At 60.0% G+C, this 12,831-nt stretch carries 15 protein-coding genes and 4 tRNA genes; 10 read left to right on the top strand and 9 right to left on the bottom strand.

Annotation, left to right across the window (positions count from 1 at the left end; genetic code table 11):
* Positions 1 to 77: 77 nt before the first annotated feature.
* Both ACM6JM_RS27125 and ACM6JM_RS27120 read right to left on the bottom strand, forming a co-directional pair.
* Entirely contained in the window at positions 78 to 434 is a 357-nt protein-coding gene (locus tag ACM6JM_RS27125; RefSeq protein WP_210710590.1) for a BON domain-containing protein, read from the bottom strand.
* A gap of 296 nt (positions 435 to 730) precedes the next feature.
* Positions 731 to 1,162 (bottom strand): pilin, encoded by a 432-nt coding sequence (locus tag ACM6JM_RS27120; protein ID WP_039771655.1) that lies wholly within the window; start codon positions 1,160 to 1,162, stop codon positions 731 to 733.
* Positions 1,163 to 1,388: 226 nt separating this feature from the next.
* Between ACM6JM_RS27120 and pilB the strand changes: the two genes are divergently transcribed.
* The 5 genes from pilB to yacG are packed head-to-tail and all read left to right on the top strand — an operon-like array spanning position 1,389 to position 6,000.
* Positions 1,389 to 3,089 (top strand): type IV-A pilus assembly ATPase PilB, encoded by a 1,701-nt coding sequence (gene pilB / locus ACM6JM_RS27115; protein WP_414882776.1) that lies wholly within the window; start codon positions 1,389 to 1,391, stop codon positions 3,087 to 3,089.
* A gap of 2 nt (positions 3,090 to 3,091) precedes the next feature.
* Positions 3,092 to 4,309, top strand: a complete 1,218-nt coding sequence (locus tag ACM6JM_RS27110) for a type II secretion system F family protein (protein ID WP_103385448.1) — start codon at positions 3,092 to 3,094, stop codon at positions 4,307 to 4,309.
* Between the two features lies 1 nt (position 4,310).
* On the top strand, positions 4,311 to 5,183 hold the full coding sequence (locus ACM6JM_RS27105; protein ID WP_414882775.1) for a prepilin peptidase: 873 nt from the start codon (positions 4,311 to 4,313) through the stop codon (positions 5,181 to 5,183).
* On the top strand, positions 5,180 to 5,803 hold the full coding sequence (gene coaE, locus ACM6JM_RS27100; protein WP_074691472.1) for a dephospho-CoA kinase: 624 nt from the start codon (positions 5,180 to 5,182) through the stop codon (positions 5,801 to 5,803). The genes ACM6JM_RS27105 and coaE overlap by 4 nt, the downstream gene beginning before the upstream one ends.
* Positions 5,800 to 6,000: a DNA gyrase inhibitor YacG gene (gene yacG, locus ACM6JM_RS27095; RefSeq protein WP_011335983.1), complete on the top strand. Its 201-nt coding sequence runs from the start codon at positions 5,800 to 5,802 to the stop codon at positions 5,998 to 6,000. Before coaE ends, yacG begins: the two co-directional genes overlap by 4 nt.
* 5 nt (positions 6,001 to 6,005) lie before the next feature.
* Here the strand turns inward: yacG and ACM6JM_RS27090 are convergent, their stop codons facing one another.
* Positions 6,006 to 6,221, bottom strand: a complete 216-nt coding sequence (locus tag ACM6JM_RS27090; RefSeq protein ID WP_007959584.1) for a hypothetical protein — start codon at positions 6,219 to 6,221, stop codon at positions 6,006 to 6,008.
* 65 nt (positions 6,222 to 6,286) lie between these two features.
* The gene (locus ACM6JM_RS27085) at positions 6,287 to 6,976 is read right to left on the bottom strand and encodes an energy-coupling factor ABC transporter permease (protein WP_074691473.1); all 690 of its coding nucleotides are present in this window, start codon (positions 6,974 to 6,976) and stop codon (positions 6,287 to 6,289) included.
* 133 nt (positions 6,977 to 7,109) lie between these two features.
* Here ACM6JM_RS27085 and ACM6JM_RS27080 point away from each other — a divergent pair, with 133 nt between their 5' ends.
* The 5 genes from ACM6JM_RS27080 to ACM6JM_RS27060 all read left to right on the top strand — a co-directional run bounded on the left by ACM6JM_RS27080 (position 7,110) and on the right by ACM6JM_RS27060 (position 10,465).
* On the top strand, positions 7,110 to 7,736 hold the full coding sequence (locus tag ACM6JM_RS27080) for a DUF1780 domain-containing protein (RefSeq protein ID WP_007959580.1): 627 nt from the start codon (positions 7,110 to 7,112) through the stop codon (positions 7,734 to 7,736).
* Positions 7,733 to 8,260 carry an MOSC domain-containing protein gene (locus ACM6JM_RS27075; RefSeq protein WP_039771669.1) on the top strand — a complete coding sequence of 176 codons (528 nt, stop codon included), beginning with the start codon at positions 7,733 to 7,735 and terminating at the stop codon, positions 8,258 to 8,260. Before ACM6JM_RS27080 ends, ACM6JM_RS27075 begins: the two co-directional genes overlap by 4 nt.
* A 51-nt stretch (positions 8,261 to 8,311) precedes the next feature.
* The gene (locus ACM6JM_RS27070) at positions 8,312 to 8,485 is read left to right on the top strand and encodes a DUF3094 domain-containing protein (RefSeq protein ID WP_007909875.1); all 174 of its coding nucleotides are present in this window, start codon (positions 8,312 to 8,314) and stop codon (positions 8,483 to 8,485) included.
* Between the two features lie 63 nt (positions 8,486 to 8,548).
* Complete coding sequence (locus tag ACM6JM_RS27065; RefSeq protein WP_039771671.1) at positions 8,549 to 9,847, top strand: NAD(P)/FAD-dependent oxidoreductase; 1,299 nt, start codon at positions 8,549 to 8,551, stop codon at positions 9,845 to 9,847.
* Between the two features lie 210 nt (positions 9,848 to 10,057).
* Complete coding sequence (locus tag ACM6JM_RS27060; RefSeq protein ID WP_074691474.1) at positions 10,058 to 10,465, top strand: hypothetical protein; 408 nt, start codon at positions 10,058 to 10,060, stop codon at positions 10,463 to 10,465.
* Positions 10,466 to 10,537: 72 nt separating this feature from the next.
* Here ACM6JM_RS27060 and ACM6JM_RS27055 read toward each other — a convergent pair whose 3' ends face one another.
* From ACM6JM_RS27055 to ACM6JM_RS27035, 5 genes are all read right to left on the bottom strand, one after another.
* Positions 10,538 to 12,163, bottom strand: a complete 1,626-nt coding sequence (locus ACM6JM_RS27055) for a methyl-accepting chemotaxis protein (RefSeq protein ID WP_074691475.1) — start codon at positions 12,161 to 12,163, stop codon at positions 10,538 to 10,540.
* Between the two features lie 160 nt (positions 12,164 to 12,323).
* Positions 12,324 to 12,400, bottom strand: a tRNA-Pro gene (locus ACM6JM_RS27050).
* 97 nt (positions 12,401 to 12,497) lie between these two features.
* Positions 12,498 to 12,573: transfer RNA gene (locus tag ACM6JM_RS27045), tRNA-Lys, on the bottom strand.
* Positions 12,574 to 12,578: 5 nt separating this feature from the next.
* Positions 12,579 to 12,655, bottom strand: a tRNA-Pro gene (locus ACM6JM_RS27040).
* Between the two features lie 9 nt (positions 12,656 to 12,664).
* Positions 12,665 to 12,740: transfer RNA gene (locus ACM6JM_RS27035), tRNA-Asn, on the bottom strand.
* Between the last annotated feature and the right edge of the window lie 91 nt (positions 12,741 to 12,831).

Genomic DNA, 12,831 nt, shown 5'->3' with positions numbered 1-12,831 from the left:
TGAACTCTAAAGTGCGGCAGACGTATTGCTCGGCCCGCCTGTCGCGTCTTCTCCCGGTCCAGGCGAGAAGTCTTGCCTTACTGGGCTTTCAGGCCGTCAGCGGAGACCGCTTGCACGCCTTTGATTTTCTTGGTGATGTTCACAGCGGTGGTTTTCTGAGCTTCGGTGATTGCGACGTCAGAAGACAGGGAAACCACACCTTTGTTGGTTTCAACTTTGATGTCGGTACCAGGAATGCCTTTTTCGGTTACCAGGTCGCTTTTGACTTTGGTGGTGATCCAGGTATCGGAAGTAGCTTCTTTAGCCTTGGTGACTTCACCGGCAGCCAGGGTCATTGGAGCCTGAGTGGTCTGGGTCGATTGAGCAAATGCACCCGAAGCCATGGTCAGGGTCAGCGCGGTAGCAGCAGCGGCAGTGATAGCGAACTTCTTCATACGAGTAACTCCTGTTTTTCTGGAAAATCTGCTGGTTGTCTTGTCAGCAGGGTTACTGGAGATATTGCGAACGCTGTGCCAACTTTCAAAATTAGATTAAAACCTTATAAATCAATAACTTATAAATGTCGCATTTTTTCGGAATCATGCAAATTGCATGAGTCGTGAAATATCTACATGCAAGTTGCGGCTTTTCGGAAAGTTCCTAACAGCCTGAAATTATTGAAGCTTTTGTGAAGTGTCGCGCAATGAAAAATGCCCCGCATTGCGGGGCATTTTTGTAGTCCATCAACAAATCAGGTACCGCTCGCAGTACAGCCTTTTGGCGAATAATCCGGCGCCACCGTTGTGGCACATGTCCATACACCTGCCCCCGTACCGGAAGAGCGAGTAAGCGTGATGGTTTTGTCCAGTACCGGACCCGGAGCGTTTTTGATCGTGCAAACAATTGAACCGGCGCCCGACGAAGCGGTGCCCGAAGCCGTAACAGAACAATTGGAGGTTGTAACCGTTGCACTGCCCGCCACATTAGTCAGCGTAGGATCGGTGCCTTGGTTAATCACATCCTCGAACGGCACTTTCATTGCCGAGATCTCGGCCAGCCCAGCCGTCACTTTCGACCGCGCCTGATATTTGGAGTACTGCGGCAGCGCCACAGTGGCGAGAATACCGATGATCGCCACGACGATCAGCAGCTCGATCAGAGTGAAACCCTGTTGTTTATTCATAGACACGCTCCATGCATGAGTCGAAATCTCATGATCTGTTCAAGACTCAGCACAGCCCGTGCCAAACGCTGGCAACCCATACCCGCTGGGCGCCATCCGGCTGACATGCCGATTCCTACAACCCGTAACCGCACTATCTGACACTTTTTGTCACCCGCACTCCACGTGTATGGCGCTGTCACTTGACTAGGCTATAAGTCATGAACGGCAAGCACGTGGAAACCCCATGAATGACATCGCTCTGAGCGGTCTGGCCAAACAACTGGTCCAGGCCGAATTGCTCACGGAAAAGAGTGCCCAGCAGGCCTGGCAGCAGGCGCAGCGCAATCGCCTGTCGCTGGTCAGTTACCTGGTGCAGAACAAACTGGTGAAGAGCTGGCAGGTCGCCGAAATAGCCTCGGAGCATTTCGGCATGGCATTTCTCGACCTCAACTGTCTCGACAGGGAAACTCAGCCCAAGGGCCTGGTCAGCGAAAAACTGGTGCGCCAGCACCACGCCCTGCCCCTCTGGCGGCGCGGCAACAAACTGTTCGTGGGGATTTCCGACCCCAGCAATCATCAGGCGATCAATGACATTCAGTTCAGCACCGGGCTGAGCACCGAAGCCATTCTGGTCGAGGACGACAAGCTCACCGACGCCATCGAAAAATTCTTCGACACCCACGCCACCGGACTGGAGGAAATGGCCGATGTCGACCTTGACGGGCTGGACATCGAATCGGTCGACGACAGCAGGCAGGACACGCTCGGCGGAATCGACGCCGAAGATGCCCCGGTAGTGCGCTTCGTCCACAAGATGCTGCTGGACGCGATCAAGAGCGGCTCGTCCGACCTGCACTTCGAGCCTTACGAAAAGAACTACCGGGTGCGGGTGCGCACCGACGGCATTCTGCGGGAAGTGGCCAAGCCGCCGATTCAACTGGCCGGGCGCATCGCCGCGCGCCTCAAGGTGATGGCCAGCCTCGACATTTCGGAGCGACGCAAACCCCAGGACGGGCGGATCAAGATGCGTCTGTCGAAAAGCAAGTCGATCGATTTCCGGGTCAACACCCTGCCCACCCTCTGGGGGGAGAAAGTGGTGATTCGGATCCTCGACCCGTCCAGCGCCCAGATCGGCATCGATGCCCTCGGCTACGAGCCGGAACAGAAAGACCTGTACATGGCCGCCCTAAAACAGCCGCAAGGCATGATTCTGGTGACCGGCCCAACCGGCTCGGGCAAGACCGTGTCGCTGTACACCGGGCTGAACATCCTCAATACCGTCGACATCAATATCTCCACGGCCGAAGACCCGGTGGAGATCAACATGGAAGGCATCAACCAGGTCAACGTCAATCCCCGTCAGGGACTGGACTTTGCCCAGGCCCTGCGCTCGTTCCTGCGTCAGGACCCGGACGTGATCATGGTCGGCGAAATCCGCGACCTCGAAACCGCCGAAATCGCGATCAAGGCCGCCCAGACCGGTCACCTCGTGCTGTCCACCCTGCACACCAACAGCGCAGCAGAGACCCTCACCCGCCTGCACAACATGGGCATCCCCGGCTTCAACATCGCAACCTCGGTGAGCCTGATCATTGCCCAGCGTCTGGCGCGAAAACTCTGCAGCCACTGCAAGAAACCCATCGAGATCCCACGCGAGACCCTGATCAAGGAAGGCTTCCCCGAGGAACGCATCGGCCATTTCACGATCTATGAGCCCGCCGGTTGCGATCACTGCAACGGCGGGTACAAGGGTCGCGTGGGGATTTATGAAGTGGTAAAGAACACCCCCGATCTGCAACGGCTGATCATGGCCGAGGGCAACTCACTGGAAATCGATATCCAGATGCGCCGGGACGGCTTCAATGACCTGCGTACCTCGGGCCTGATCAAGGCCATGCAAGGCATTACCAGCCTTGAAGAAATCAACCGGGTCACCAAGGACTGAACATGGCGGTCAAGGCAGCGAAAATCAGTGTCTACGCCTGGGAAGGTACGGACCGCAAAGGCAGCAAGGTGACCGGCGAGTTGAGCGGCCAGAACCCCGCACTGGTCAAGGCCCAATTGCGCAAGCAAGGCATCAACCCGGGCAAGGTACGCAAGAAATCCGCCTCGCTGCTGAGCTTCGGCAAGCGCATCAAGGCCCAGGACATTGCCCTGTTCACCCGGCAGATGGCGACCATGATGAAGGCCGGCGTACCGCTGTTGCAGTCGTTCGACATCATTGGCGAAGGCTTCGAAAACCCGGCCATGCGCAAGCTGGTGGACGAGGTGAAACAGGAGGTCGCCGCCGGCAACAGCTTCGCCGCCGCGCTGCGCAAGAAGCCTCAGTATTTTGACGAGTTGTACTGCAACCTGGTGGATGCCGGTGAACAGTCCGGCGCCCTCGACACCCTGCTGGAACGGGTCGCGACCTACAAGGAAAAGAGCGAAAGCCTCAAGGCCAAGATCAAGAAGGCCATGACCTACCCGTCGGCCGTAGTGCTGGTGGCGGCGGTGGTCACCGGGATTCTGCTGGTCAAGGTGGTGCCGCAGTTTCAGTCGGTGTTCTCCGGCTTCGGTGCCGAACTGCCGGCCTTCACGCTGATGGTGATCAGCCTGTCCGAATTCATGCAGCAATGGTGGTGGGCGATTCTCGGTGCGCTGGTGGCCGCGTTTTTCGGCACCCGCCATGCCCTGAAAAAATCCCAGGCCCTGCGCGATCGACGCGACGCCTGGTTTCTCAAGCTGCCGCTGGTGGGCACATTGATGTACAAGTCCGCCGTGGCGCGGTTTGCCCGGACCCTGTCGACTACCTTCGCCGCCGGTGTGCCGCTGGTGGAAGCGCTGGACTCGGTGGCCGGTGCCACCGGCAACGTGGTGTTCAAGCGTGCCGTGCTGCGCATCCGCCAGGACGTCTCTACCGGCATGCAGCTGAATTTCTCGATGCGTTCCACCGGCATCTTTCCGAACATGGCGGTGCAGATGACCGCCATCGGCGAAGAGTCCGGCGCACTGGACGAGATGCTCGACAAGGTCGCAGGTTTCTATGAGGACGAAGTGGACAACATGGTCGACAACCTCACCAGCCTGATGGAGCCGTTCATCATGGTGGTGCTGGGGGTGATCGTCGGCGGTCTGGTGGTGGCGATGTACCTGCCGATCTTCCAACTCGGCTCAGCGATCTGACATGCCTATCGACGAACTCCTCAGCCTGTATCCGCTGGCCTTTGTCGTCGCCGCCCTGCTGCTGGGGCTGGTGGTCGGCAGCTTCCTCAACGTGTTGATCTGGCGCCTGCCGAAAATGCTCGAGCGCGAATGGCGCCAGCAGGCTCACGATGTACTGGGCCTGCCCGGTGAATCGCCATTGCCCACCTACAACCTGATGCTGCCGCACTCGCAATGCCCGCACTGTGGCCACCGGATCCGTGCGTGGGAAAACATTCCCCTGTTGAGTTACGTGTGCCTGCGTGGGCGCTGTTCAAGTTGCAGCGCACCGATCAGCAAGCGTTACCCGCTGACCGAACTGGCCTGCGGCCTGCTCTCGGCGTTCATCGCCTGGCACCTGGGTTTCGGCTGGCCGGCGTGCCTGTTGATCGTGCTGACCTGGGGCCTGTTGGCCATGAGCCTGATCGACACCGAACATCAATTGCTGCCTGACGTGCTGGTGCTGCCGCTGCTGTGGCTGGGGCTGATCGTCAACAGCTTCGAGCTGTTCGTGCCGCTGCACGACGCCCTGTGGGGCGCGGTGCTGGGCTATATGGCGCTGTGGTCGGTGTTTTGGCTGTTCAAATTGATTACCGGCAAGGACGGCATCGGTCACGGCGATTTCAAGCTGCTGGCGCTGCTCGGGGCCTGGGGCGGCTGGCAGACTCTGCCGCTGACCATCCTCTTGTCCTCGCTGGTGGGCGCTGTGCTCGGGGTGATTTTGCTCAAGCTGCGCGACCAGAAAACCTCGACGCCGATCCCCTTCGGCCCGTATCTGGCAATTGCCGGCTGGATTGCCTTGCTCTGGGGTGGTCAAATAACCGGCTTCTATTGGCAGTTTGTCGGTTTGAAATGAATACCCCTGCGGAAAAACCCTGGATTCTCGGCCTGACCGGCGGCATCGGCAGCGGCAAAAGCGCCGCCGCCCAGCACTTCATTGATCTTGGTATCCACGTGGTGGACGCCGATCACGCGGCGCGCTGGGTGGTCGAACCGGGCCGCCCGGCGCTGGCGAAGATCGCCGAACACTTCGGCCCCGAAGTCCTGCAGGCCGACGGCACGCTGGATCGTGCAGCCCTGCGCAAACTGATTTTTGAAGTGCCGGAGCAACGGCGCTGGCTTGAGGCCTTGCTGCATCCGTTGATCGCCGAAGAAATCGCCCATCACCTGGCGCTGGCAAAATCGCCTTATGCGATTCTGGTTTCGCCGCTGCTGATCGAATCCGGGCAATACGCGATGACCCAACGCATCCTGGTAATCGACGCCCCGCAACAACTGCAGATCGAACGCACCTTGCAGCGTGACCAGACCAGCGAAGAGCAGGTCCAGGCGATCCTCAAGGCCCAGTCCAGCCGCGAAGACCGCGTCAGCCGTGCCGACGACGTGGTGGTCAACGACCGCGACCTCGCCTGGCTGCACAGCGAGGTCGAGCGCCTGCATCACTTTTACCTGACTTTATCTGGAGGCCAATCATGAGCCAGACCCCGACCGTCAACTGCCCGACTTGCGGCGCGCCCGTGGAATTCACCCCGGAAAACAAATACCGTCCGTTCTGCTCGGACCGCTGCAAACTGATCGACCTCGGCGCCTGGGCGTCGGAAGAGCACAAGATTCCGGTGGCCCCGGATGCCGAGGACGAACTGTTTTCCGGTGATTTCGACCCGCGTCACTGATCCCGTCAGGGCCGCATGAAGCCGTAGTCCTGATCGTCGTCGAGGTTTTCCGCCAGAAAGCGCAACTCGTCGGCCAGGTCTTCGGCGTTGCGCACCGCCTTGCTCTGCTGCACCACCGCACTGAGCAAGGCGCGCAGGCTCAGGCCCGGATCGAACCCCACCTCCTGCGCCATCTCCAGACTCTGCCGGGTTTCCTGCCTCGCCCACTCGTACACGCTCATGCCGCTGCTCCTGAAGGAATTTGGCCGAGCATGAAATGCCGCGCACAGAGTGAATTTGATGTGGATCAAGACTTGGGATCGTCGTCCTTCCAGGGCGCCGAAAGGTAGCGGGTACGGTTGAAGGTCTCCAGCCATTCCGGGCAGAACACCACCAGCGCGCTGACCACCATGCCGTTGATGAAGGCTTCGGGAAAAATCAGCAGCCACAGGTAACCGATGAAATCTTCCAGCCATTCCGGCATGGCAAACAGGCCGTCGTACCAGAGCAACGTCAGGCTCAGCGTCAGGCAGAACAACGCCGACAGCGCCGCGGCGAAAAAACCGGAACAGAAGATGTACACGAACGGATTGCGCGGCTGGGCGCGCTCGACCAGGATCGCCACGCATTCGGTGATCAGCACCGGCAACAGGATCAGCAAGGTGCCATTGACCCCGACGGCCACCAGATCCTGGCGCCCCAGCAGCACCAGCCCCAGTTGGGCCACCAGTGCACCGACGATCGCCAGTGGCCAGTCCAGCAGCAGTGTCACCGCCGTCATGCCGATGAAGTGGTAAGACACGCCGGTGTCGAAGTCCCTGCGCACCAGCCACAGCAGAAACAACGCGAACACCGTGCCGAACAGCAAGTGCTGACGGCGGTTGTCGCTGAACAGCTCGACCCACGGTGCGCGGACAATCGCCCAGAGCAACACCGGCAGGTAAATCAGCCAGCCGAGGGTCAGACTTGCCGATGACAGCAGTTCTGCACCGATCATGATCCCATCACCTTCATTCGCACCGCAGACTCCTTTGATTGGCGCTCCTGCGGCGAAGTCTACACCTGCACGGCGGCACATCTGCCGATGCAAAGCTTTCTGCTTGTCGCAATTGAACGCTAAGCTTGGGCCTATGGATGACTCAGATTACTTACGCCTGCTGACCATTGCGGCCGAGCAAGCCAACGCTTTCCTGTCCAATGCCCGCAAATGGGAGCGTGAGCGTTGGGTCTGCCAGCGCCTGCTGCAAGGCTTGAACATTCCTTATCGCGCCGACGAATTCGCCCCGGCCGGTGAGCCGCCGGACGTGCTGTTTCGCGACGCCAATTTCGAGGTGTTTTTCGTCCTCGATGAAGGTCGTCGGCTGAACGACGAATGGCGCGATGAGCTGCAACGTCGGCGCAGTGCGTTTTCCCTCAGCCAACTGGTGCGCCGTGAAGCCAAGCCGCGGCGGATTCCGGCCAATGAATTTCTGCTGAGACTGGCGCCGACCTTGCGCAAGAAAGCGCACAACTACAAGGAACGCGGCATGGATCTCGGCGAGCTGGACATCATTGCCTTCGCCAGCCTCAAGCGCGAAGTGCTCGACCTCAACAGCCACTTTCCGCCGCCCACCGAATACCTGCGCCAGGGCTGGCGTTCGCTGTCGCTGGTCGGACCTACGTTCGCCCGGGTGCTGTTCGCCCATCCCGATGCCCCGGATTTTCTGCGCGGCAATCTGGGGCGCAGCATCGTGTTCGATGTAGGGATCAGCCTGTGACGCCGCTTCAACAATTGATCGCCGAGGTCCCGCAGAGCGGCCGCGTACGCTGGATTGGCGTGCGTCCTGAATCTCGTGGGCCGATGCTCGAGCTCGACGCCGTAGAAGCACGCCTTGAAGCGGGACTGACCGGGGATCATGCCCGCCCCGGAGTACGTAACGCCCGACAGGTCACGCTGATTCAGTTCGAACACCTGGCCGTGATCAGTGCATTGATGGGCCGTCCCCACGAGCATCCGGTCAGGCCTGAAGATCTGCGGCGCAATCTCGTTATCAGCGGGATCAACCTGTTCAGCCTCAAGGGGCGGCGCTTTCGCATTGGTCAGGCGATTTTCGAAACCACGGGCTGGTGTCAGCCGTGCGCGCGCCTGCAGAACAACCTCGGCCCGGGCACGTTCCAGGCCGTGCGCGGGCATGGCGGAATCACTGCGCGAGTGTTACAAAGCGGGATCATTCGCCTCGGGGACAGTGTGTCTGTCGAACCGGTCCCGGACAGTGGCTATGCTGCGTTCAATCCCGGTTGAAAACCGCTGTAGCGTGTTCTCATTCAGTAACGTCTACCTGACGAGGCCTTTATGACCAGCCGCCTGAACCCCGAAGACCAGAAGCATGTCGAAGAGTACCTGCAGTTGTCCCAACACCGTGTCGAGCGCCGGCCATTCCGGCCGTGGATGCTCCTGGTGCTGGTGCTGGCAGTGACCATTGGTCTGGGCCTGTTGAGCCGATTTATCAGTTACCTGACGCTATGAGCTGCATCGCGCTCGCTCGGGTAGCCGTACCGATTTCCTTTAAAAACCTTGCGAGCTATCCCTATGTCCCATCGTATTGTCATTGTCGGCGGCGGCGCCGGCGGTCTGGAGTTGGCTACCCGTCTGGGTAAGACTCTGGGCAAACGCGGCACCGCCAGCATCATGCTGGTCGACGCGAACCTCACGCACATCTGGAAACCGCTGCTGCACGAAGTGGCCGCCGGATCGCTGAACTCTTCCGAAGACGAACTCAACTATGTCGCCCAGGCCAAATGGAACCACTTCGAGTTCCAGCTGGGGCGCATGAGCGGGCTCGATCGTGAGCAGAAGAAGATCCAGCTGGCTGCCACCTACGACGAAAACGGCGTTGAGCTGGTCCCGGCGCGGGAAGTGCCCTATGACTCGCTGGTGATCGCGGTCGGCAGCACCACCAACGATTTCGGCACCCAGGGCGCCGCGCAGCACTGCCTGTTCCTCGACACCCGCAAGCAGGCCGAGCGTTTTCACCAGCAACTGCTCAATCACTATCTGCGCGCCCACGCCGGGCAGACCGATGCGATCCAGCAGATCAGCGTGGCCATCGTCGGTGCGGGCGCCACGGGCGTCGAACTGGCGGCAGAACTACACAACGCCGCCCATGAACTGGCCGCCTACGGTCTTGATCGGATCAAACCGGAGAACATGCACATCACCCTGATCGAAGCCGGGCCACGGGTACTGCCAGCCTTGCCTGAGCGCATCAGCGGGCCGGTGCACAAGACTCTGGAGAAACTCGGGGTCAACGTGATGACCAATGCTTCGGTCAGCCAAGTCACCGCCGACAGCTTGATCACTGCCGACGGCAACGAAATCAAGGCGAGCCTGAAAGTCTGGGCCGCCGGGATCCGCGCACCGGGTTTCCTCAAGGACATCGACGGTCTGGAAACCAACCGCATCAATCAGCTGCAAGTGCTGCCGACGCTGCAGACCACCCGCGACGAGAACATCTTCGCCTTCGGTGACTGCGCTGCCTGCCCGCAACCGGGCTCCGATCGCAACGTTCCACCACGGGCCCAGGCTGCGCACCAGCAGGCGTCGCTGCTGGCCAAATCGCTGAAACTGCGGATCGAAGGCAAGACCCTGCCGGAGTACAAGTACACCGACTACGGCTCGCTGATTTCGCTGTCGCGTTTTTCGGCTGTGGGTAACTTGATGGGTAACCTGACCGGCAGCGTGATGCTCGAAGGCTGGCTGGCGCGGATGTTTTACGTGTCGCTGTACCGCATGCACCAGATGGCGCTGTACGGGCCGTTCCGCACAGCGATGCTGATGCTCGGCAGCAAGATCGGACGCGGCACCGAGCCACGCCTGAAGCTGCACTGATGTAAAACACCGTGGGGGCGGGCTCGCCCTCACGGTGTTTTGTTTTCTACTGTATCTGCCCCCCGCTTTCCCCACCTTCGCTTACAAACGCCCCGCTCCCGGACACAGACGCGATACACCGCCACCGCTTAATGGCCACACCCGAGCACACCTGCTCCGGCTTGATCGCCCTTAACGTGTGGTTGCGCTGTGCAACCGAAGGAGAATGCAATGTCCCGTACTGCGAAAATCGGCAAAAACTCCCTTGGCCTGGTCGGTGCCGTACTGGCCGGCGGCCTGATGCTGTCCGGCTCGGTGTTTGCCGCGCAACCGCTGGCCCAGGGCTACATGGTCGCTTCGGCCGAGACCTCGGTGAAAACCCCGGAAGGCAAATGCGGTGAAGGCAAATGCGGCGATGCGTCGATGGCCAAGACCGACACCGATGGCGACGGCAAGGTCTCACGCGCCGAGTTCCTGAAGGTCGCGCCGAAGTCCGACTTCGACAAGATCGACACCAACCACGACGGTTTCATCGACGAGCAAGAGGCGTACAACAACGTCAAAGCCAACTTCGAAGCCAACGGCAAGAAAATGCCCAAAGGCCTGTTCGAACACCTGAAAGACCAGGACGGTGCCTGATTTTTCAGACGCTCGACAAAACAAAGCCGCGCTTTCTCTGACGAGAAGCGCGGCTTTTTCACGCCTGCATGATTACAGCTGGAAGCGTCGCACCATGCCCTGCAGGGCATTGGCCAGTTGCGACAGTTCATGGCTCGACGCGTTGGTTTGATCGGCGCCAGCCGCCGACCGCACCGACAGGTCGCGAATGTTCACCAGGTTGCGATCCACTTCCCGCGCCACTTGCGCCTGCTCTTCGGCGGCGCTGGCGATCACCAGGTTGCGCTCGTGGATTTCGTGTACCGACGCCGTGATCGTCTGCAACGCTTCACCGGCCCGCTCGGCCAGCACCAGTGTGGTGGCAGCGCGCGAGGCACTGGCCTGCATCGACTCCAGCGCCAGGCTCGAACCGCTGCGCATGCCCTGCACCATCTGCTCGATTTCCTGGGTCGATTGCTGCGTGCGATAAGCCAGCGCCCGGACTTCATCGGCGACCACGGCAAACCCGCGCCCGCTCTCCCCGGCCCGCGCGGCTTCGATGGCGGCGTTGAGCGCCAGCAGGTTGGTCTGTTCGGCGATCGCCCGGATCACGTCCAGCACCTTGCCGATGTCTTGCGACTGGTTGGCCAGCGATTGCACCAGCTCACCAGTGTGCTCGACTTCGCTGGCCAGGGCGTTGATGGCGTCGGCAGTTTCGCTGACCCGCTCCTGGCCCAACTGTGCCGACTCACTGGACTGGCGGGTGGCGTCGGACGTCGACACCGCATTGCGGGCGACTTCCTCGACCGCGGTGGTCATCTCGTTGACGGCCGTGGCGGCCTGTTCGATTTCATTGTTCTGCTGTTGCAGCCCTTGCGTGCTGTCGTGGGTGACCGCGCTCAGTTCGTCGGAAGCAGTCGCCAGTTGCGTGGCCGAGCCGCTGATGCCCTGCAGGGTTTCGCGCAGGTTCTGCTGCATGGTTGCCAACGCCTTGAGCAGCCGGCTGACCTCATCGTTGCCGTGAGTTTCGATCGGGCGGGTCAGATCGCCTCTGGCGACGTGCTCAGCAGCGTCGACAGCGGCGCTCAGGGGGCGGACGATGCTGCGGGTGAGCAACATGGCCAGAGCCACGGTGGCCAGCGCCGCCAGAGCGATGAACAGGGTCACGATGGTGCGCGAGGTTTCGTAGTGGGCCGCAGAGTTCTGGCTTTCGGCGGCGACCTGGCGGGCGAACAGATCCGCCAGGTCGTTGAGTTGTTTGCCGGAGCCGTCGACCACGGTTTTCATGTCGACCAGCAGCAGCTTGGTCAGCTCGTCGCGCTTGCCCTGCTCGGCGAGGGTGAACGACTGGGCGATCCCGGTGCGGTAGGCGGCGAAGGTTTTCTTGAACTGTTCATACAACTGCTGACCTTCCGGGGTGGTCACCAGTCGATCATAGGCGGCGATTTTCTCGCTCAACTCTTTGTCCCGGGTGTCCATTTGGCTGCGGTACGTGGCGATGTTGGCCGGATCCTGATCCAGCGCCATGCGCAGGGAGATGGTGCGGATGCGCAACATGATTTCGCGAATTTCGTCGCCACCACGAATGCTCGGCAGCCATTGCGTCTCCACTGCCACTTCGCTGTCGCGGATGCTCGACATCTGCCCCAGCGCGAACACCCCGAGCAACGCCACCAGTAACGCGATCAGGGCAAAGCCCAGAGCGGCGCGGGGAGCAATATTCAACTGACGAAGCAACATGACGAACGCCCTTTTTCTTGTATTGGCAGAATTCAGGGGCGTTTGATTCGGCAGGCCCCTTTCGTTAGCGGGCTATCGGCAAGTTGTATGACGACTTGAATGAAACATTTCCGGAGGGCAAAAAAAATCCCCGTATCTTTCGATACGAGGATTTTTAATATGGTCGGGGTAGGGGGATTCGAACTCCCGACATCCTGCTCCCAAAGCAGGCGCGCTACCGGACTGCGCTATACCCCGGTAAAAAAAAGGCGACCTTTCAAAGATCGCCTTCTTCGATCAGCGCTTTTGGCCTCTGATCTTAAGATTCGATCCCAGTGTTACCTGGTTTCAAAAATGGTGGGTCGTGTGGGATTCGAACCTACGACCAATTGGTTAAAAGCCAACTGCTCTACCAACTGAGCTAACGACCCAAAAATGGTCGGGGTAAGGGGATTCGAACTCCTGACATCCTGCTCCCAAAGCAGGCGCGCTACCGGACTGCGCTATACCCCGGTTTGAAATTGGCTCCGTGACCAGGACTCGAACCTGGGACCCAATGATTAACAGTCATTTGCTCTACCGACTGAGCTATCACGGAACTACACATTTCAATTTACTACGGTGAAACTTGCAGCTTCTCGACATCGTTTTCGCATCGCTGCGTTCGTGTGTCTGAGGCGCGCTATTCT

The organism is Pseudomonas sp. IT-P2, from assembly GCF_949767575.1.
Lineage (GTDB): Bacteria > Pseudomonadota > Gammaproteobacteria > Pseudomonadales > Pseudomonadaceae > Aquipseudomonas > Aquipseudomonas pharyngis.
Note: the sequence above shows the minus strand (reverse complement) of the source record. Positions and strands in the feature narration are given on the sequence as shown.

Bases quoted from the DNA above. Each gene is read 5' to 3' on its own strand.
- ACM6JM_RS27060 (WP_074691474.1), top strand. From the start codon at position 10,058: ATGTCCCGTACTGCGAAAATCGGCAAAAACTCCCTTGGCCTGGTCGGT.
- ACM6JM_RS27080 (WP_007959580.1), top strand. From the start codon at position 7,110: ATGGATGACTCAGATTACTTACGCCTGCTGACCATTGCGGCCGAGCAA.
- coaE (WP_074691472.1), top strand. From the start codon at position 5,180: ATGAATACCCCTGCGGAAAAACCCTGGATTCTCGGCCTGACCGGCGGC.
- ACM6JM_RS27085 (WP_074691473.1), bottom strand. From the start codon at position 6,976: ATGATCGGTGCAGAACTGCTGTCATCGGCAAGTCTGACCCTCGGCTGG.
- ACM6JM_RS27055 (WP_074691475.1), bottom strand. From the start codon at position 12,163: ATGTTGCTTCGTCAGTTGAATATTGCTCCCCGCGCCGCTCTGGGCTTT.
- ACM6JM_RS27105 (WP_414882775.1), top strand. From the start codon at position 4,311: ATGCCTATCGACGAACTCCTCAGCCTGTATCCGCTGGCCTTTGTCGTC.
- ACM6JM_RS27110 (WP_103385448.1), top strand. From the start codon at position 3,092: ATGGCGGTCAAGGCAGCGAAAATCAGTGTCTACGCCTGGGAAGGTACG.
- pilB (WP_414882776.1), top strand. From the start codon at position 1,389: ATGAATGACATCGCTCTGAGCGGTCTGGCCAAACAACTGGTCCAGGCC.
- ACM6JM_RS27125 (WP_210710590.1), bottom strand. From the start codon at position 434: ATGAAGAAGTTCGCTATCACTGCCGCTGCTGCTACCGCGCTGACCCTG.
- ACM6JM_RS27120 (WP_039771655.1), bottom strand. From the start codon at position 1,162: ATGAATAAACAACAGGGTTTCACTCTGATCGAGCTGCTGATCGTCGTG.
- ACM6JM_RS27070 (WP_007909875.1), top strand. From the start codon at position 8,312: ATGACCAGCCGCCTGAACCCCGAAGACCAGAAGCATGTCGAAGAGTAC.
- ACM6JM_RS27090 (WP_007959584.1), bottom strand. From the start codon at position 6,221: ATGAGCGTGTACGAGTGGGCGAGGCAGGAAACCCGGCAGAGTCTGGAG.
- ACM6JM_RS27065 (WP_039771671.1), top strand. From the start codon at position 8,549: ATGTCCCATCGTATTGTCATTGTCGGCGGCGGCGCCGGCGGTCTGGAG.
- yacG (WP_011335983.1), top strand. From the start codon at position 5,800: ATGAGCCAGACCCCGACCGTCAACTGCCCGACTTGCGGCGCGCCCGTG.